Source organism: Pseudomonas bananamidigenes, assembly GCF_001679645.1.
Taxonomy (GTDB): Bacteria; Pseudomonadota; Gammaproteobacteria; order Pseudomonadales; family Pseudomonadaceae; genus Aquipseudomonas; species Aquipseudomonas bananamidigenes.
Genome location: NZ_LRUN01000075.1, coordinates 16182 through 34825, shown reverse-complemented (window position 1 = coordinate 34825; position 18644 = coordinate 16182). Strand labels below are relative to the sequence as shown.

The 18644-nt window shown below is 62.1% G+C and carries 15 protein-coding genes and 1 pseudogene; 5 read left to right on the top strand and 11 right to left on the bottom strand.

The window, feature by feature from the left end:
- Positions 1-97: 97 nt before the first annotated feature.
- The 3 genes from BBF94_RS23210 to BBF94_RS23200 all read left to right on the top strand — a co-directional run bounded on the left by BBF94_RS23210 (position 98) and on the right by BBF94_RS23200 (position 2080).
- The gene (locus BBF94_RS23210) at positions 98-343 is read left to right on the top strand and encodes a hypothetical protein (RefSeq protein ID WP_065261295.1); all 246 of its coding nucleotides are present in this window, start codon (positions 98-100) and stop codon (positions 341-343) included.
- 51 nt (positions 344-394) lie between these two features.
- Positions 395-1426 carry an NADPH-dependent aldehyde reductase Ahr gene (ahr, locus tag BBF94_RS23205; protein WP_065261294.1) on the top strand — a complete coding sequence of 344 codons (1032 nt, stop codon included), beginning with the start codon at positions 395-397 and terminating at the stop codon, positions 1424-1426.
- Positions 1427-1618: 192 nt separating this feature from the next.
- The gene (locus BBF94_RS23200; RefSeq protein ID WP_065261293.1) at positions 1619-2080 is read left to right on the top strand and encodes a DUF3574 domain-containing protein; all 462 of its coding nucleotides are present in this window, start codon (positions 1619-1621) and stop codon (positions 2078-2080) included.
- Here the strand turns inward: BBF94_RS23200 and BBF94_RS23195 are convergent.
- From BBF94_RS23195 to BBF94_RS23170, 6 genes are all read right to left on the bottom strand, one after another.
- The gene (locus tag BBF94_RS23195; protein ID WP_065261292.1) at positions 2077-3441 is read right to left on the bottom strand and encodes an APC family permease; all 1365 of its coding nucleotides are present in this window, start codon (positions 3439-3441) and stop codon (positions 2077-2079) included. The genes BBF94_RS23200 and BBF94_RS23195 overlap by 4 nt on opposite strands.
- Positions 3442-3482: 41 nt before the next feature.
- Complete coding sequence (locus tag BBF94_RS23190) at positions 3483-5870, bottom strand: TonB-dependent receptor plug domain-containing protein (protein ID WP_065261291.1); 2388 nt, start codon at positions 5868-5870, stop codon at positions 3483-3485.
- A gap of 107 nt (positions 5871-5977) precedes the next feature.
- Complete coding sequence (locus BBF94_RS23185; RefSeq protein ID WP_065261290.1) at positions 5978-7033, bottom strand: substrate-binding domain-containing protein; 1056 nt, start codon at positions 7031-7033, stop codon at positions 5978-5980.
- Between the two features lie 31 nt (positions 7034-7064).
- Positions 7065-8090, bottom strand: coding sequence for an ABC transporter permease (locus BBF94_RS23180; protein WP_065261289.1), 1026 nt, complete (start codon positions 8088-8090; stop codon positions 7065-7067).
- A complete protein-coding gene (locus BBF94_RS23175; protein WP_065261288.1) occupies positions 8083-9639 on the bottom strand; it encodes a sugar ABC transporter ATP-binding protein in 1557 nt (518 codons plus the stop codon). Before BBF94_RS23175 ends, BBF94_RS23180 begins: the two co-directional genes overlap by 8 nt.
- 231 nt (positions 9640-9870) lie before the next feature.
- Positions 9871-11454, bottom strand: coding sequence for a winged helix-turn-helix domain-containing protein (locus BBF94_RS23170; protein WP_065261287.1), 1584 nt, complete (start codon positions 11452-11454; stop codon positions 9871-9873).
- Positions 11455-11696: 242 nt separating this feature from the next.
- On the opposite strand from BBF94_RS23170, the gene BBF94_RS23165 reads away from it, so the two are divergent.
- Complete coding sequence (locus tag BBF94_RS23165) at positions 11697-12449, top strand: SDR family oxidoreductase (RefSeq protein ID WP_065261286.1); 753 nt, start codon at positions 11697-11699, stop codon at positions 12447-12449.
- A 43-nt stretch (positions 12450-12492) separates the two neighbouring features.
- The gene (locus tag BBF94_RS23160) at positions 12493-12906 is read left to right on the top strand and encodes a cupin domain-containing protein (RefSeq protein ID WP_065261285.1); all 414 of its coding nucleotides are present in this window, start codon (positions 12493-12495) and stop codon (positions 12904-12906) included.
- Positions 12907-12921: 15 nt separating this feature from the next.
- Here BBF94_RS23160 and BBF94_RS23155 read toward each other — a convergent pair.
- The 5 genes and pseudogenes from BBF94_RS23155 to BBF94_RS23135 form a co-directional block, all read right to left on the bottom strand.
- Positions 12922-13586 (bottom strand): annotated as a pseudogene (locus BBF94_RS23155) (methionine ABC transporter permease).
- Positions 13583-14383 (bottom strand): methionine ABC transporter ATP-binding protein, encoded by an 801-nt coding sequence (locus BBF94_RS23150; protein WP_082302457.1) that lies wholly within the window; start codon positions 14381-14383, stop codon positions 13583-13585. Before BBF94_RS23150 ends, BBF94_RS23155 begins: the two are co-directional and overlap by 4 nt.
- Positions 14380-15189 carry a MetQ/NlpA family ABC transporter substrate-binding protein gene (locus tag BBF94_RS23145; RefSeq protein ID WP_065261284.1) on the bottom strand — a complete coding sequence of 270 codons (810 nt, stop codon included), beginning with the start codon at positions 15187-15189 and terminating at the stop codon, positions 14380-14382. The genes BBF94_RS23150 and BBF94_RS23145 overlap by 4 nt, the downstream gene beginning before the upstream one ends.
- A gap of 27 nt (positions 15190-15216) precedes the next feature.
- The gene (locus tag BBF94_RS23140) at positions 15217-16269 is read right to left on the bottom strand and encodes an isopenicillin N synthase family dioxygenase (RefSeq protein ID WP_065261283.1); all 1053 of its coding nucleotides are present in this window, start codon (positions 16267-16269) and stop codon (positions 15217-15219) included.
- Positions 16270-16449: 180 nt separating this feature from the next.
- Complete coding sequence (locus BBF94_RS23135) at positions 16450-18576, bottom strand: TonB-dependent receptor family protein (protein WP_065261282.1); 2127 nt, start codon at positions 18574-18576, stop codon at positions 16450-16452.
- Positions 18577-18644 lie beyond the last annotated feature (68 nt).

The following is an 18644-nucleotide window of genomic DNA, read 5'->3' as shown; positions in this document are numbered from 1 at the left end:
TTGCGTTTCTTGATGGTCACTATTACTTGAAGCAATAGTTGCGCAGCGTGCAGACTGCGGCACACTCGATCACAACGAAAACAAATGAGGATTTTCCGTGCGTACCTTTGATCTGATCCGCGATGCCGTTCTGCCCGAGTTCCGCGACCGGGTGGCTGAATACCTCGTCGAATACGAAACCGTGCTGGGACAGTCAGCGGACGACTCGGAGTCGGTACGGGCCGTGGCCAATCAGCTGCGCGGTTATCTGCGCGGCCTCAACACCACGCGGGTGCTGGGTATGGCGGACTGGGAAGAACTCGACCGACGCGTGCTGGACACCTGGCTCGCGCCTGCACGATGACCCGCTAGACTCTTCAGGCTGCGTCCGCAGCGCCAGACCTGGAGGTGTCCGATGAGCAATAACACCGAACCCACTGCATTTACCGGCTGGGCCGCCACCGCAGCCGGTGCGCCGCTGGAGCGTTACAGTTACGATCCCGGTCCGCTGGGAGAGGAAGAAGTCGAAGTCGCCGTGGAGTATTGCGGCGTCTGTCACTCCGACCAGTCGCTGATCGACAACGACTGGGGCATCAGCCAGTACCCGTTCATTCCCGGTCACGAAGTGGTTGGCCGGATCGTACGGGCAGGCCCGCAGGTTCGGGGACTGGAAGTCGGCCAGCGGGTGGGGATCGGCTGGTACAAGGGCAGCTGTATGCATTGTTCTTCGTGCATGGGCGGCTCCCATCATCTCTGCACGACGGTGCAACCGACGATCATCGGCAGCAACGGCGGATTTGCCGACCGCGTGCGAGCACATTGGGCCTGGGCTACCGCGATCCCTGACGGACTGGATCCGGCCAAGGCCGGGCCGCTGTTTTGTGCCGGTTCCACCGTGTTCAATCCGCTGGTGCAATTCGGCATCAAACCCACTGACCGAGTCGGTGTGGTCGGCATCGGCGGCCTGGGCCATCTGGCGCTGCGTTTTCTCAATGCCTGGGGTTGCGAGGTCACAGCCTTCACTTCCTCACTGAGCAAACAGGACGAAGCCAAACGCCTCGGCGCCCACAAGGTCGTCGCCTCCACCGACAGCAATGCGCTCAAGGCCATTGCCGGAACGCTGGATTTCCTGCTGGTGACCGCCAACGCCAACCTGGACTGGACCGCCATGCTCGCGACGCTGCGCGGCAAAGGACGACTGCATTTCGTCGGTGTTGTCCCGGATGCGATTCCGGTGCACGTGTTCAACCTCATTCCCCAGCAAAAGTCCTTGTCGGCCTCGCCGGTGGGTTCGCCCACCACCACAGCGACCATGCTCGAATTCTGTGCCCGCCATCAGATCCTGCCGCAGGTGGAGGAGTTTCCGATGAGCAAGGTCAATGAAGCGGTCGACCATCTGCGCAGCGGTAAAGCGAGGTATCGGATTGTGTTGAACGCCAGTAAATGAATGAAAGGCGCATGAGTTAACACCTCATGCGCCTTTTTTTGTTCCCGGATAAACCGTTGTTTCATGATTTTCCTAGCTGACCTACTTATTCCATAAATCAAGCAAGCGTCCACTTTTTAATCTTTTATCGCTATTACTGCTGCCCTTTATGATTGCCCGCGCCTGAACTCAACTCATAAAAAGGAAGTTTCCATGCAAAAAAGCCTGTTGATGGCCGCACTGTTTTTGGCGATCGCCGGTTGCGCCAGCCCGCCTCCCGCCTCCGTACACACCAAAGACCCCGCCAGTTCAACCCTGCAAGGCGATGCCACGCGCCCGGCGCAGGCGCAGTGGGTGCGCACCGAGCTGTATTTCTCGGTGGGGCCGATCGAAGGCAAGGAAGGCGTGGTGAGCCCGGCGCGCTGGCGCGAGTTTCTCGATCAGGAAGTGACGCCGCGTTTCCCGGACGGTTTCACCGTGCTGGACGCCTACGGGCAGTGGAAGGACCATGACGCGAAAGTGCCTGAGCGGCTGGCGACCAAGGTGATTGTGATCCTGCATGAAGGCAGCCCGAAGCGTGAGCGCGATATCGAGGCGATTCGTCTGGCTTATAAACGCATTACGGGGGATTTGTCAGTGTTGCGGCTGTCGCAGCCGGCCCAGGTATCGTTTTAATCCGCCGTCTGCTGCCGAGCTTGCCGAGGTGTCGACACCAGGCGGCTCAACCCCGCCAGCAGCAGCGCCCCCACCACCAACACCCCGATCCCCAGAAACGCCCCCCACCCCACCACCGTGACGCTGGAATACAGCATGTACACGCACAACCCGAAAAACAGCAGCGGCACGATCGGATAAAGCGGCACCCTGACCGGCCGTGGCACTTCGGGAAAACGCCGACGCAGGACAATCAACGCCAGACTGCTCAGACTGAGAAACAACCAGTAAACCGGTGTCAGGTATTCGACCATGGTGTTGAAACCGCTCTGGGTCAAACTGCCGAACACCACCAGCAGCAACGCCACCGCGCCCTCGGCCAGCAACGCCTTGCGCGGTACGCCATCGCGCTCGTCCCATTCACCGAAGCGGCGCAGTTGCGGCACGTCCCGGGCAGCGGCGTAGGTGGTGCGGGCGCCGACCAGCAAGGTCGAATTGATCGTGGCGATGGCCGCGATACCGACCATCAGCAGGATCAGCATCACCCCCGGCGCACCGAATGCTCGGTTCAACAACTCAACCGCCGGCGCATTGCTCGCCGCCAGCCCCTCGAATCCTAACCCTTGGACAAACGCCCAGTTCAGCGCCAGGTAGATCGCCATCAACACTGTCAGCGCGCCGAGCATGGCGATGAAGATGCCACGCCGGCCATCGCGCACTTCGGCCGACAACGTCGCCGCGTCGCTCCAGCCGCCAAAGGCCAGAAACACGAAGATCATCGCGGCGGAAAACCCTGCCGCGCCGGTATGCTCTGGCGTGACCGGCGCACTCGGCGCAAGCGGTTCGATGCCCTGCCAGACCAGCCATACACCGGCGCCGACTATGCTCAGAAAGCCCACGGCAAGCAGCCCGACCAGCACGCTCTGGGTGATGAAGCCGATGTGCCTGCCCATCAGGTTCAGCACCACCAATGCAACAATGATCGCGCCGGCAAACAGCCCCGATCCGTACGCCCCCAGCGGAAAAACCGCGTTGAAGTAGTCGGCAAACATGAATGCCGACAGCGCGATCCATCCGGTGTGCATCACCGAAAACCGCGACCAGGCAAATAGAAAACCCATGCGCTCGCCATAAGCGGTACGCAGGAAGTGATAGTCACCGCCCGGATGCGGAAACGCGGTGGCCATCTCGGCAAAACACAGGGCCCCGGCCATCGACGCCAAACCGCCGAGTACCCAGACCCAATAGAAATGTTCCGGCCCGACGTTCAAGGCAACGGTCGGCGCGGTTTTGAGGATGTCGGTGGTGACGACCATGCCCAGCGTGATCAGCAAGGCCTGGAATACCGGCAGATGGCGTTGGGGGCCGTTGGCTTTACTCATGCGTGATCCTGCAGAGAGTCCGCCATCCATGGCGGCAAGGCTCAGAAGCCGTAAGTGGCGCGGGCGTAGTAGTAAGCGCCGTTGGTGCCGATCGGCGAGAGCACATCGTACGGCAGGTTGCCGCCGCAGTTGATGGCCGAGCCGGAGCGTTCCGGGTAGTTGTCGGTCAGGTTGTTGCCGCCCAGGGCGATGTTGAATGTCGGGGTGAATTTGTAAGTCACCTCGGCGTCCAGTTGCCACACCGCACCATAGGTTTGCTCGGGCTGCGAGTCGCCGAAATCGAACACCCGGGTGGTCTCGCCCTGACGGGTCAGACGTCCGAGCAACCCCCAGTGTTCGCTGGTCCAGTTGGCGGAAAACACGAAGCGATCCTTGGGTGCCGCATCCGTCAGGGTGTTGGTTTCCTCGACGCCCACCAGCGCATCGTTGCCGATCCCCAGCGCGGTCAGTTGCGACGGCGTGCCCTTGGTGCTGGTGACCTTGGTGTGGTTGTAGGTGTACGCGGTGGTCAGCCCCAGTTGCCCGTCGTAGAACGGCTGATGGTAGTTGAGCACCAGTTCCGCGCCGTGGGTGCTGGTGTCGGCGGCGTTGGTGAAGAAGTTGACGTCGTGCACGCCCGGCACGCCGAAGTTGTCGTTGATGTAACTTTCCAGCGCGTCGCTGCCGATGCGCTGGGACAGTGTGATGCGGTCCTTGACGTCGATGCGGAACACATCGAGGGAGGCGTCGAAACGCTCATTCAACTGGAACGTCAGGCCGAGGCTGTAGTTGTTCGAGGTTTCCGGATCGAGCTTCTGCGCGCCTAGCGCCCGGGCAATCGGATCGTTGACCGACAGCACACGGATATCGGTGAGCGTGCCGCCCTCGCCGAAGTTGCTGGTGGTGTTCTGGAAGCCGCTTTGCGCCAGCGAAGGTGCACGGAAGTTGTTCGACACCGCGCCGCGCACGGCCCACTGCTCGGTCAGCTTGTAGCGACCGCTGAGCTTGCCGGTCAGTTTGCTGCCGGCGTCGTCGTAATGTTCCCAGCGGGTGGCGGCGTCGACGAAGAAACGGTCGGTGAGATCCCCGGACAATTCGGCATAGGTGCCGAACACATTGCGGTCCAGATCCGACTCTTCGCTCGGGCGCAAACCGTTGGCGCCATCGGCCCCGGAGCCAATGTAAGAAGCCTCGTCACCGGCAAACGTCAGGTAGTTCTCGTAGCGATATTCGCCCCCCAGGGCCAGCACGAACGAACGGCCACCGAGGCGCAGTTCGCGGCTGAAATCCAGGTTGGCGGTGGTTTGGCGCAGCTCATAATCCCCCGTGTCGAAGCGGGTCGGCGAGTCCGCGCCGAGGCTGACGTTGAGGGTGCGACGGGTGGCCGATTCGAAGCGGTTGCGACCGTGGGTGAGGCTGCTGTCGAAGTCCCAATCGTCGCCGATCAGGCCTTTGAATCCGGCGGTGGCGGAGATGTCGGTGTTGTCGCCAAGGGACTGCGGCAGGTAGCCGTTGGGATAGAACTGCGGTTGCTCTGACGGGTAGCGATAGAACTCGGCGCCGGTGGTGTGGCGCTGGTTGTAGGTGCCGAAGCTGTAGGCCTTGCCACCCGCCAGTGGCAATTCACCGTTGAACCACAGGTTCACGTCCCGCGCCAGACCGTCGCCCATCACATAGTTACGCTGGCCCGGGGTGTCGGCAAAACCGTCGAAACCGGCGCGGTTGGTCGGGTTGCGATTCTTGTACTCGGTACCGCCACGAATGAAGCCGCCCTCCTCGCCCAGCCGCGTGCCGATCTTGGCGGTGGTCACGCTGTTCTGGCCATCGGTGGTGGTTTTGCCGATGGCATCCTGATGGGTGTGGTAGGCGCCATAACTGGTGGATACTTCGCCGCCCTCGGGAGCGTCGTCGAGGATGATGTTGATCACCCCGGCAATCGCATCGGAGCCGTACTGCGCGCCGGCACCGTCACGCAGCACTTCGATGCGCTTGATCGCGCTGATCGGGATCGAGTTGAAGTCCACCGGCGCGGTACCGCGACCGATTTTCGACGAGTCGTTGACCACCGCCGAGGTGTGCCGGCGCTTGCCGTTGACCAGCACCAGCACCTGGTCCGGGCTCATGCCGCGCAGCTGAGCGGCGCGCACGTGGTCGGCACCGCCGGAGTTGGACTGGCGCGGCAGGCTGAACGACGGCAGCAGTGTCTGCAACGCCGCCCCCAGTTCGCCGTCGGCGGCACCGGCGGATTTCAGGTCTTCGGCGGTCAGCACATCCACCGGCACTGGCGAATCCAGTACGGTACGCGCGGTGCCTCGGGTGCCGGTGACCAGCACGGTGCCCAGCCGTGTGTCATCGTCGGCGCGGGTGGACGTGTCCTCGGCGTGCGCCGGCAGTTGCCAGATCGCACCGACAACAGCGACGGCCAGTAATGAAGGGGAACGGTGAATCATGTGACAGCTCCTTTTATCGCAGCCAATACCCGGCCGCTGGCGACAAAAAGGAGTCGTCAGTCAAGGCACGGAAATGTCTGCTGCAGTTTTTATGGGTGTTGGGATTTTCAGTTCGCCACAGGTATCCACGGCGCCCGCGCGACGTTGGCGGTGTCACCGAAGGACGGCAGTTTCTGCCCCAGATCGCGGACGTTTTTCACATCCAGATCCAGCAACTGCTGGCGGGTAATCAGGGTCGGCGGCACCAACACCTTGTGACCCGGATCCTCTCCGGCGATCAGCAGCGCCAGGCTGCGCACGCTGATCGCCCCGGCCACTTGCGGATTGACCGCCGCCGTCGCCGCCCAGGCGCTGTCGGGCTCTTTCATGATCTGGATGTCGGCGGTGGAAATGTCGGCGCTGTAGATCTTCACCTTGCGGCTCAGACCCGCCTCGTCGACGGCGATCTTCGCGCCTTTGGCGAACTCGTCGAACGGCGCGAAGATCACGCTGATGCCCGGATTGGCGCGCAACACCGCGCTGGCCTGATCGGCCACGGCGTTGGCAATCGGCGGATTGAGGGTGCCGAACCGTGCCTTCTCGATAATCCCCGGATTGTTCTTCTTGACCTGGCTCCAGATCTCGTCGCGGCGCTCCATCGGCGTGAAACCGCTGATGTAGACGTACCCCGCATCGAAGCGAGTGCCGTTGTCCTTCACCGCCTGATCCAGCGCCAGCCGCGCCAGTGCGTGGTGATCCTGCTCGACCTGGGTCACCTGCGGTGTATTCAGGTCAACGTCAAAGGCAACGACCTTGATGCCCTTGGCGATAGCGCGGTCAATCGGCCCCTTGAGGGTTTCGGCCAGGCCCAGTTGCACAATGATGCCGTCGACACCGAGGTCGGCCGCCTGATCGATCATCTCCCCTTGGCTGGCCGCCTGCTGCCTTGCATCGAACACCCGCAGATTGGCGCCCAGCGCTTCGGTCTGTTTTTCGACACCGCGCAAATAGGCTTCGGGGAAATCCCCGGAAAACAGATAACCCACCAGCGCGATCTGTACCTGACCTTTATCGAACGGCGCCGGTGCACCCGGCAAGGCTTTGGCCTGGGCATTGAGCGCCAGTGCCGAAAGCAAGGCACCAGTGAGGCAATGGCGTGCGAACTGCTTGATTGAACCGTGCATGGATCATTCCTTGAAGCATCAATGAACCGGCTCAGCGCGCCCGATGCGCGAGGCCGAAGGTGAACATCAGGGCCAGCACCAGTACCAGTCCCTTGACGAAATCCTGTGCGTAATACGGCGCGTTGAGCATGGTCAGGCCGTTGAGCAACGAGGCCACCAGCAGCGCGCCGACCAGGGTGCCGAAGGCGTTGGGCTTCCTCGCACCGAGCACGGCAAAACCAATCAGCGCAGCGCCGAGTGCATCCAGCACCAGGCCGTTGCCCGAACTGACATCGCCCCGTCCCAACCGCGCCGCCAACAACACGCCACCCAGCGAGGCCAACAGCGCCGAGAGCACGTAAGCGAGCAGTTTGAAGCGCTGTACGGGCGCCCCCGCCAGATGCGCCGCCTGCTCGTTGCCACCAATCGCGTAGAACAATCGACCGATGCGCGTGCGTTCGAGAAACAGCCACACCGCCAGCGCGACAACAGCCGTGATCAATACCGGAATCGGCACGACGTCCCACAGCCGTCCACGTCCAAGCGCCAGAAACAGCGCACTGAACACGCCTTCGGTTTCATCGCCATCGGGCAGGGTCATGCCCACCGCAATCGAGCGCCCGCCCGTGGGAATCAACTGCACGCCGATCACCAGGAACATGCTGCCCAGAGTCGCCAGGATGTCCGGCACGCGCATCTTCACGATCAGCCAGCCGTTGAGCAGCCCGACCAGTGCACCGCCCGCCAGACTGATCAACACTGCCGGCACCGCGCCCCAGCCAAGCACCACCATCACGTAACTGGCGATCATCAGGCTCATGGCGGCCACCGCGCCGATGGACAGGTCCAGCCCGCCGACAGCCATGGTCAGGGTTACGCCCAGCGCCAGCAGCGCGACAATCGACACCGACTGCAGGATGCTGAACAGGTTGCCGACCCGCAGGAACGCCGGTTCCGCCACGCTGAAAAACACCACGATCAACGCCAGCACCCACAGCAGGCCGTAACGGATCAACGCTTGTACGAAGCGCCCGGACATCGCCGGGGCCGATGACAACAGGGAACTTGAATCAGGCACTCGCTCTACTCCTTGGCGCGACGTGAACAAAAGAATTTTCCGTTTCGGTGCCGGCCATCGCAGCGACCACAGCGGCGCGATCCAGCCCCGCACGCGGGTAATCGGCGACCACCGCGTGATCGCGCACCAGCAGAATCCGGTCGGCAATCTCCAGCGCTTCATCGACATCGGCACAGATCACCAGCGTGGCGCGGCCATCGGCCGTGTCGCGCAGCAACTGGCCGATTTCGCGTCGGGCGCGTACATCGACGCCCTGAAACGGCTCATCGAGAATCAGCACCCTGCCCTCGCCGAGCAGCCAGCGACCGAGCACGACCTTCTGTTGATTACCGCCGGACAACGCACTCATCGGCACGTCGATGCCGGCGGCCTTGATCCCCAGCGCCGCGACTTGCGCCTGCACCGCTGCCGCTTCGGCACGGTTGCGGATGAAGCCGCCACGGGTAAAGCGTTCGAGAAACGGCAAGGTCAGGGTGCGGCGCAGGGAGAAATCCGGCACCAGCGACTGGCCGGCGCGGTCTTCGGCGGCGAAGAACACGCCACTCTGAATCGCCTGACGTGGCGAGCCCGGTCGCCAGTCGGCACCGTCCAGTTGCAATGAGCCGCACAAGGGTTGGCGCAGACCGAACAGCACTTCGGCGATCGCGCTTTTGCCGGCGCCGAGCAGCCCGGTCAGCACCACCACTTCGCCTTCGTGCAAGGTCAGGTCAAAGGCTTGGGTGCGTGGCAGCAGTTTCACGCCGCGCAGCTTCAGCACTTCGCGCCCTGCGGCTCGCGGCGTGTAGACGTGCGCCTCCAGCGCCTGGCCGAGCATGGCTTCCAACGCCTGAGGCAATTGCCGGGCACTGAATTCGCCGGCCAGTTGCCCGTCTCGCAGCACGATGGCGCGGTCGGCCACCCGTTGCAGGTCCGACAGCCGATGGGAGATATAAATGATCGCCACGCCCCGGCTGCGCAAAGTGTCGATCAGGCCAAACAGGCGTTGCGCTTCGGCGTCCGACAGTGCCGCCGTGGGCTCATCGAGAATCAGCAACCGTGGCTTCAGGGCAAAGGCCCGCGCCAGTACCACCAGTTGCCGTTCGGCCTGGCCGAGATGTTCGATCGGTTGCTCCAGCGGCAACTCCAGGCCGAGGCCGGCGGCAATGCTCGCGGCACGTTCCAGCAGGCGTTTGCGGTTGAGCCAGAAGTCGCCGTCCGGGCGGCACAATTCGTCGAGCAGCAGGTTTTCCGCCACGCTCAATCCGGGTGCGATGCCTTCGTTGATCTGCTGATGGACCGCGACGATGCCGACCCGTCGCGCTGACAGCGGCGAATTGAATTGCCGAGGCTGAGCGTCGACCTGAATCTCGCCGCTGTCGGCCGACTGGCTACCGGCGAGGATCTTCACCAATGTCGATTTGCCCGCACCGTTGGCGCCCAGCAGCGCCACCACTTCGGCGGGAAAGATCTCCAGGCTGACCCGGTCCAGCGCGCGGTTCGAGCCAAAGGCCTTGCTCAGTTGACGCACACGAATCAGCGGCTCGCAGGCCACGGCGACGGGGGCACTCATACACATCCTTATCGGCGACAGGCCAGTTCATGGAGCCCGTCATCAAGAAATGTTTGCAGAGCCTTTGATCGATTCAGCGCGCGCCGTCATGGCAATCGAGGGTTCTATCGTTTGCAGATTTGATGGGTTGGTCGGTAAAAGCTAAACGATCTTAAAAACAACAAACAAATACCGTTTTTGCATTAGCTTAGGTTCACCGCAACCGTGTCCGGAGCGTGTCCGTTCGAGCGCTCACTCAGGCAGTCCTGCCAGTCGAAGCCCCTCAATCAAGCGGGCGAAATCTTCGGGGCGTTGAATCGGCAGCCAGTCTTCAAGATGGCCGAGACGCAGCGCAGGGTTCATCGCCTGCAAACGCAACATCGCCTGGCGGGCCTTTTCAACACGGCCGCCCAAGGCATGACTGGCAGTCAGCAACACCGCTGCCACCAACAGCGTGGGCAGATTGCCCAGGGCCTTTTCGGCGAACTCGGCGGCGCTATCGAAATCCTCGGCCAAGAAATGCGCGAGGGCCATGCCGACGTGCATCCTGAACATTTCCGGATCCAGCGGGCTCAAGCGGGCGGCATGGTTCAAGTCCTTGATGGCTGGCGCGGCTTCGCCACGAAGCGCACGCAGGATCCCGCCAAGAAACCACGCGGGCGCGAGATTGGGATTGAGCAGGCGGGCGCGGTCGAGCAAGGCAATGCCACCGTCCACATCACCGGCCAGGTGCGCAAGGGCATGTCCACCCCGGGTCAACGCCACCGCATCATCGCGCCCCAGTGAGACCGCCAGGCGCGCCAGACGAATACCCTCGGCGATCTCGGCGGGTCGATCCACCATCCAGCCATTGAGCTTGCGCCAGAAGTGGCACCAGGCAGCCATGCCATAGGCCGATGCGAATTCCGGATCGAGTTCGAGGGTCTTGTAGAACATCGGCAGGGCCTGTTCGATGGCCTCCTGATTGCCGCTGTGCAGTTTTGCCATGGCCCGCAGGTAATAATCGTAGGCGTCCAGGCTTTCCGTCGGCTTGCGTTTGGCGCGCTCGATCTCCACACGTTCCAGTTGGGGCGCAATGGCGCCGACGACGCTTTCGGTGATCTGATCCTGCAGCGTGAAGATATCGCCGAGGGTGCCTTCGAAACGCTCGGCCCAGATGTGGGCACCGCTGGTTGCGTCGATCAGTTGCCCGGTGATGCGCACCCGATTTGCGCATTTGCGCACACTGCCTTCCAGCACATAGCGCACGCCCAGTTCCTGCCCGACCCCTTGGGCGTCCACCGCCTGGCCCTTGAACGTGAAACTCGAATTGCGCGCAATGACGAACAACCAGCGCAAACGCGACAGCGCGGCGATGATGTCCTCCACGACACCATCGGCAAAGTAGTCCTGCTCGGAGTCGCCGCTGAGATTGAGGAATGGCAGGACGATGATCGAGGGCTTTTCCGGCAGCACCCGCGCGCCGGAAGCGGCTGGTGTCGTAGCGGCGATCGGGCGTTCGACGGGATCCGGCACCGATCCGGTCATGCGCGCATCGACCCGGCCAATAAAGCGGTAGCCCTTGCGGGCGACCGTGCGCAACAGGCGCTGCTCCTCGCCGGTATCGCCGATGGCCTTGCGCACGGCATTGATATGGCTGGTGATGGTCGATTCGGAAACGATGCGGCCGCTCCATACCGTGTCGAGCAAAGCATCCTTGCTCAGTACGCGGTCAGGGTTGTTGACGAACAGCAGCAACAGATCGAAGACCTGCGGGCTGATGGGCACGACCTGCCCGCGCAAGGTCAGCTCGCGACGTTCTTGATCGAGTACATAGTCTTCAAACCTGAATGGCACAGCGAACGTCCCTTGACGAGGCGCCTTCGACTCCGTGTTCCGGGCGGCAGAGGGTGAGAGGTCCAGAACGATAATACGCCTGCCGTGAACACGCCACTGTCTCCAGTTTGCAACGCCGGCTGGACGGAAATGCAAGGGTTCGACAAGGCAAACTCAAGGTCATCACAAGGACTTCCCTCCCCCGCACCGGCACTCTCCATTCCATCGGCGCCAACGGTTGGCGTCATCAAGGAGAGAGACCCATGAAGATTGTCGTTATCGGAGGCTCCGGCCTCATCGGCTCGAAACTGGTGCCCCTTCTGCGCGAGCGCGGCCATGACGTGTTCGCCGCCAGCCCGAGCACGGGCGTCAACAGCATCACCCGCGAAGGACTGGCGGCCGCGATGGACGGCACGGATGTGGTGGTCGACGTCGCGAATGCGCCGTCCTGGGAGGATCAGGCCGTCCTGGATTTCTTCGAGACGTCCAGCCGTAACCTGCTGGCGGCCGAAGCGGCTGCCGGGGTTCGCCATCACGTTGCGTTGTCGATAGTCGGTTGTGAACGGTTGCCCGAGTCTGGCTATATGCGCGCCAAGGTGGCCCAGGAAAACCTGATCAAGGCGTCCGGTCAGCCTTGTTCGATCCTGCGGGCCACACAGTTTTTCGAATTTGTCGGCGGCATCGCCGAGTCCTTTGCGGTTGCCGATGAACTTCGCGTGCCTCCGGCGCTGATTCAACCGATCGCCTCTGACGATGTGGTCGCAGCGTTACTCGACGTCGTTCTGGCGCCCCCGCTCAACGGCTCGGTGGATGTCGGCGGGCCCGAGGCGCTGCCGCTGGACGAACTGGCCCGACGTTATCTGCAAGCAAGCCACGACAAGCGCAAAGTCGTACCGGACGTGCACGCACGCTACTTCGGGACGCTGCTTGACGATCAGTCGCTGGTCACCGGCAAAGATTCGCGTCTGGGGGCCATCCGTTTTGAAAACTGGATCGCTCGCTCGACGGCTCGATAGTCACTCAGGCCATTCCACTTCCTGACTGCCAAGGAGACATCTCATGGTTACCCGATTTCTGTTGAGCGCGGCATTCGCAGCGCTGTCGATCAGCACTGCCTCGGCCGCCGAGCCGCCTGCCGGCAAGGTTTCGGTGGTCTTTGATAGGCCGATTCCCAACATCCCCGGCAAAAGCATGCGGGGGGTGGTCGTCGAGTACGGGCCCGGAGCGGCATCACCGTCCCATACCCATCCGAAGACCGCCTTCATCTACGCCACGGTGCTGGAAGGTTCGTTTCGCATCAAGGTCAAGGGCAAGCCTGAAAAGATCTACCACGTCGGCGAAAACTTCGTCGAGGAGCCGGGCTCCGTGCATCTGGTCAGCGCCAACGCCAGCGACACCGAACCTGCGCGCCTGCTGGCGGTGTTCGTCCTCGACAGCGACGAAACTTCGATCGTCACGCCCCTCAAGCGGTAAGCCTGCAACCGACACTCAGCGTCGATGAGCCAGCGACCGCACCAATCGGTCGCCCAGGCTTTGCACATCCTGCACGAGCATGACCAGCACCACCACGGTGGCGACCATCACTTGAAGCGCTGGTAGCCGTAGCGGATCGCCAGATCGCCCAGTCCACCACCACCGATGACCCCGGCCATGGAGGAAAAACCGATCAGCATCACCAGCGTCAGGGTGACACCCGCCAACAGGGCCGGCAGTGCTTCGGGTAACAGCACTTTGAAAATCACATGACGGATGTCGCCGCCCATGGCGAGGATGGCTTCGATCCGGCCCTTTTCCACTTCGTCCAGGGCGTTCTCGACAATCCGCGCAAAAAACGGAAACGCCCCGATGGTGATCGGCACCACGGCGGCGGTGCTGCCCAATGTGGTGCCGACCACCAGACGGGTCAGCGGGATCAGGGCAATCAGCATCACCACGAACGGCAGTGAACGCCCCAGGTTGATGACCGCGCCCAGTGCCTGATTGAGCCAGGGCAACGGATACAAACCCTGACGACGGCTGATGAACAGCAACACCCCCAGCGGCAGGCCGATCAGCAAGGTGAAGAGCCCTGCCAACAACACCATGTACAGGGTTTCGCCGGTGGCGTTGAACACCAGTTGCAGGATTTCGTTCCAGTCGACGGTCCGGTTCATGAGTGGGCCGCCCGTACACCGTATTGCCGCAGAAAACTCAGTCCCGGCGCGTCATGCCCCAGCGGCAAGCCGCAACTGGGCCGCAGCGCCGCACCAAGCGCGGAATTCGGCGTCGCCTGCAATCTGGCGACCGGTCCCGCTTCCACCAATCGACCATTGGCCAATGAGGCGGCGTGATCGCAAATCGAGCGCACCACGTCCAGCTCATGGGTGATCAGGACGATGGTCAAACCGAGCTGCCGATTGATGTCACGCAATAGCTCCAGAATCGATGCGGTGGTTTCCGGGTCGAGGGCGCTGGTGGCTTCGTCCGACAGCAGATACGCCGGTCGCGCCGCCAAGGCCCGGGCGATGCCCACCCGTTGTTTCTGGCCACCGGAAAGCTGTGAAGGAAAGGCTTGGACCTTGTCGCTCAGGCCCACCAGATCCAGCAGTTCCCGAACCCGTTCACGACGTTGGGGTTTGGCGACTCTGGCGATTTCCAGCGGCACCGCGACGTTGTCGAATACATTGCGCGAATGCAGCAGATTGAAGCCCTGAAAGATCATGCCGATGCGTTGGCGCTGACGGCGCAGTTCACTGTCGGACAACGCCGTGAGGTCTTCGCCGTCCAGCAGAATGCGCCCGGCATCCGGACGTTCGAGCAGATTGAGGCAGCGCAGCAATGTCGACTTGCCCGCACCGCTGCGTCCGAGAATGCCGAAGATCGCGCCATCGGGAATGCTCAGGGATACCCGGTCCAGCGCCGCTGTCGATGCTGATGGATACGTCTTGCTCAACTGCTCGATGACGATCATGGCCTGGCATCCGCCACAGGGATCACCGAGCCCTTGAAGTGCTCGGTGATGTATTGGGCCACCGGCGGTGAAGTCAGGTCTTTCGCCAGTTGCTGAATGCGCGGATCGTTTTCCAGTTTCGGCGTGGTCACCAGAATATTGGCGTAAGGGTTGTGCTCAGGCTTCTCCAGCCCCAGCGCATCCCTGGCCGGCACCAGCCCGGCTTCCAGTGCGTAGTTGCCGTTGATCACCGCCAGATCCACGTCATCCAGCGCACGGGGCAGTTGCGGCGATTCGATTTCGAGGATCTTCAGGTGTTTCGGGTTTTCGGCGATGTCCTTGGGCGTCGCCTGATCGGCCGCCGGATCATTGAAACCGGGCTTGAGCTTGATCAGGCCGTTGTCCTGCAACAGGTACAGCGCACGGCTCAGATTGGTGACGTTGTTGGGCACCGCCACTGTGCCTTTGTCCGGCACCTGGGCGAAGGTTTTGTGACGATGGGAATAGATCCCCAGCGGTTCGATATGCACCGTGGCGGCCACCGCGAGTTTTTCGCCGAGGGCTTTTTCCTGGGATTGCAGATACGGCAGATGCTGGAAGTAGTTGGCGTCCACATCGCCGTGCACCAGCAGCTCGTTGGAATTCACGCCCTGGGGGATTTCGATCACCTTGAGGTTCAGTTGCGGATCGATTTTCTGGATGTAGGCCAGGATCTGCGCGTGGGGCACCGGGTCGGCGGCAACGCGCAATGGCTCCAGCGCTTGAGCACTGAACGAAGTCACCAGCGCGCTGAGGACGGCCAGGGTCAGGCCTGTTTTTTTCAACATGGGAAGTGTCCTTTTGCGAGTGATGGATCAGGCGTTGGCGGTCTTGCGAAGCGGTGTTTGGGTATTCGACGCATCGGCATAGAAGCGCTGTGCGACATCGGGATGGGAGCGCAGTCGGCCCTTCAGATAATTCCAGCCGACATCGCGAAACAACGGATTGAGCGGATCACTGGCCGGACCGCGAGCCTCACGCAGCAACGCCGTCGGCAAGGGATAAAGCGGCACCACTGCATCGAGTTGCGCGCCGAGGAAAAACGCGATGGACAAGCGCTCGCTGCCCTCGGGCGGCGAGACCACGCGATGCACCGTGGCGCGCAGATAACCGTTGGTGGCCAGTTCCAGCAACTCGCCGATATTCACCACCAGCGTGTTATCCCGTGGCAACGCATCGATCCAGCGCCCCTCTTCGATTTCCACTTGCAGGCCTGCCTGCTGGTCCTGCAACAGAAAGCTGAGGAAACCCGAATCCTTGTGCGCGCCGACGCCCTGACTGCTCGCCGACGAAGCTTGCCCCGGATAGCGCATCAGCTTGATGTGTTCATTGGGTTTGTCGCCGTACAAGCGGTCAAAGGCGTCTTCCGGCAGCGCGAGTGCCTGGGCAAAGGCACGCAATAGACGCAACGACATGTGGGTCATCGCTTGCTGCCAGTCGAGCAGCAGCGGCTTGAGTTGCGGCAAGGCTTGCGGCCATTGATTGGGCCCTTGCAGACGCGCCCACAACGGACTGTCAGCGTTCAACGGCAAGACGTCGCGCTCGGCCCCCAGATCAAATTGCTCACGCTGATCAGGCTGGCCTCGGGTGATCTCCGACGCGGCGCGGTTGTAGCCGCGAAAGTGCGGCGAATTGATCATGCCGACGGCGGTTTTCTCACTGTCGGGCAAGGCAAAGAACTGACGGGCGTGGTCCTGCACCTGCCTGAGAAGCTCGGCGTCGATGCCATGACCGGTCAGGTAAAAGAAACCGACATCGCGGGCGGCGTGGCGTAATTCATCGAGAAAGGCCTGGCGCTGCTGCGGCGTACCGTCCAGCTGCGACAGGTCCAGGGTCGGTAATGCAGTGATGTCCAAGGTATGCGGCATGATTCACTCCCGTGTGAATCAAACCTGAAGAGCCTGTGATCGATTCAGCGTGTGCCGTCATGGCAATCGGGGGTCTGTCGGTTTGATGCTTTTGATTCGTTGATAAAACAAAACTAAACGATATTAAAAACACCGGACAAATACCCTTTTCTCATTAGCTTAGGCCCGATCCGACACAGCTCAAAGCAGACTCCACGACACCCCGACATACATCGCCATCCCCTCACCTGGCGTTGATCGCGCCGCATCCAGCCCCTTGTCGTCATAGCCCGGCGTAACGGTAGCGGCGTAGTGCTTGTCGGTCAGGTTGCGCATGTCCAGCCAGGTCTGCCAGTCGCCCTTCGGCGCGTTGTAGCCCAGTGTGGCACCGAAGGTGGCGTAAGGGTCGGCGTAGTAGCTGTTGGCGTAATCCACCGCGACTTTCGACACCAGTTGCGTGTTGACGGCGGCGAAGAAGCCCTGCGGGAAGTCGTAGCGCAGTTCGCCCTGGTAGTAATGCATCGGCAGGCCCGGCAGACGGTTGTCGCCGAAACGGTCGTCGTCTCGGTAGTGGAAGTCGCTGAAGGTGTAGGCCTGACGCAGGCTCAACTTGCCGCCGTCGTTCGCCGACCACAGGTTGCTGTTGAGGCTGGCTTCAACACCTTGGTGCACGGTCGGGCTGGCGTTGAGTTCATAAGGCGTGGTGGCGTTGGCGTCCGGTAAAACCGAGAGCAATTCGTGGCGTACCTGAGCGTAGTACCAGGCCAGGCTCCATTCGCCGAGTGCGCTGTCGCCACGACCGCCGAGCTCCAGGGTGGTCGCGGTCTGGTTCTGCAGTTTGACCGGATCACGTTGGGTGCCGGTGGCGGCGCCGCTGCCCGCCGGGAAGCGAACGTTGGAGCTGTAGATCAGCGACCATGGATGCGGCGCTTCGACCGAGCGGCTGAGGTTGCCGAACAGTTGCAGGTCCGGCGTCACCTGATAGCGCAGCCCCAGACGTGGCGCGTAATCCCAGTCGCCGAGGCTGGTCTTGCCGCCTCCGTCGGGGTAAGTCACGGCACTTTCGCGGCGGGTGTAGATCGCGGCGAGGCCCGTGGTCAGCCACAGGTCATCGGCGATCTCCAGATCATTGCCAAAGTGCAGAACGGTGTCCGAGCCTTGATAAGTGAAGTTGCGCATATGCGTGCCCGGCGCATAACCGGCGGTGTTGCCGGTGGGGATCCGAACCAGCTCGCTGGCACCGTCGTTGGGCAGGTGTTTGGTCACCCGCAGGCCAACCGTGCTGCGGCTTTCGAGCCCCCAGAGGGTGTCGCGGCGCTTGTAGTCGAACGTGCCGCTGACATCGGTATACGCGACCTTCAAACGGTTCGGGCCTTCACGCAGGTCCATCGGGTAATCGTGATAGACCAGACCGGTCTGGATGCTCGAATCGTCGTCGATGTAATACGTGGTCTTGTTGCCGATGAAAGTACTGCCGGGCTGATCGCGGCTGTCGTTGCGGTTCACGTAGGCGGGGTTGGCCGCACGCGGATCGTGCTCGATGGAATGCTTGGTCACGCGACCGGCGAGGTCGTTGTCGGTCTCGCGGTGACGGATGTAGAAACGGGTTTCCAGGTCCGGATTGAAGCGATAACCGAAGTTGGCGATCACGCCCTGGCTTTTGCTCGCGGTGTGATCCTGATAACCGTCGGAGTGCGCATCGGTCATCGACAGGTAGTAATCGAAATCGCCGAGCACCTGGCCCGAACTGACTTGCCGCTGGGCATAACCGTGGCTGCCCATGACGTAGCGCACGTTCAAAAGCGGCGCGTTGTAGCCGGTGTGGCTGACGTAATCGACCGCCCCACCCAACGCCAGCGCACCACGATCAAAACCGTTGGCACCGCGCAACACTTCCACATGGTCGAGCCACAGTGGCTCCAGCAACTCGTAGGGCGTACCGCCGGGGCCGGTCAGCGGCAGACCGTCGAGCATCGTGTACAGCCCGGAAGCATGGGCACCGGGAGCGCGGTTGATGCCCGAGCCACGGATCGAGACCTTCACCCCTTCGTTGCCCGCCGACTGCGCGTATACACCCGGCTGATACGCCAGCACATCCTGATTGCTCGCCACCCGTCCCTGCAAGGGCGTGCGCATGTCGACCACATTGGTCGCGCCGGGGATTTGCGCGAGCCGGGACTTCGCTTCCTGCACCGAAAAGTCTTCGCCGCTCTGTTCTTCAGCTCCGATCAGCACCTGCCCCAACTCCATGCCCTGAGACTCGGCTTCGACCGGACAGGCGAGGGCCAGCCCCAGCAATGCAGCGGGCAGTGTTTTGAGCGAGGGCATCGAGAGAACTCCAGACAGACAGATACGGGCAGTGAGAACTGCGACGCATGAAGGAACGAAGTAAACAC

Bases quoted from the DNA above. Each gene is read 5' to 3' on its own strand.
- ahr (WP_065261294.1), top strand. From the start codon at position 395: ATGAGCAATAACACCGAACCCACTGCATTTACCGGCTGGGCCGCCACC.
- BBF94_RS23200 (WP_065261293.1), top strand. From the start codon at position 1,619: ATGCAAAAAAGCCTGTTGATGGCCGCACTGTTTTTGGCGATCGCCGGT.
- BBF94_RS23195 (WP_065261292.1), bottom strand. From the start codon at position 3,441: ATGAGTAAAGCCAACGGCCCCCAACGCCATCTGCCGGTATTCCAGGCC.
- BBF94_RS23190 (WP_065261291.1), bottom strand. From the start codon at position 5,870: ATGATTCACCGTTCCCCTTCATTACTGGCCGTCGCTGTTGTCGGTGCG.
- BBF94_RS23185 (WP_065261290.1), bottom strand. From the start codon at position 7,033: ATGCACGGTTCAATCAAGCAGTTCGCACGCCATTGCCTCACTGGTGCC.
- BBF94_RS23175 (WP_065261288.1), bottom strand. From the start codon at position 9,639: ATGAGTGCCCCCGTCGCCGTGGCCTGCGAGCCGCTGATTCGTGTGCGT.
- BBF94_RS23165 (WP_065261286.1), top strand. From the start codon at position 11,697: ATGAAGATTGTCGTTATCGGAGGCTCCGGCCTCATCGGCTCGAAACTG.
- BBF94_RS23160 (WP_065261285.1), top strand. From the start codon at position 12,493: ATGGTTACCCGATTTCTGTTGAGCGCGGCATTCGCAGCGCTGTCGATC.
- BBF94_RS23150 (WP_082302457.1), bottom strand. From the start codon at position 14,383: ATGATCGTCATCGAGCAGTTGAGCAAGACGTATCCATCAGCATCGACA.
- BBF94_RS23145 (WP_065261284.1), bottom strand. From the start codon at position 15,189: ATGTTGAAAAAAACAGGCCTGACCCTGGCCGTCCTCAGCGCGCTGGTG.
- BBF94_RS23140 (WP_065261283.1), bottom strand. From the start codon at position 16,269: ATGCCGCATACCTTGGACATCACTGCATTACCGACCCTGGACCTGTCG.
- BBF94_RS23135 (WP_065261282.1), bottom strand. From the start codon at position 18,576: ATGCCCTCGCTCAAAACACTGCCCGCTGCATTGCTGGGGCTGGCCCTC.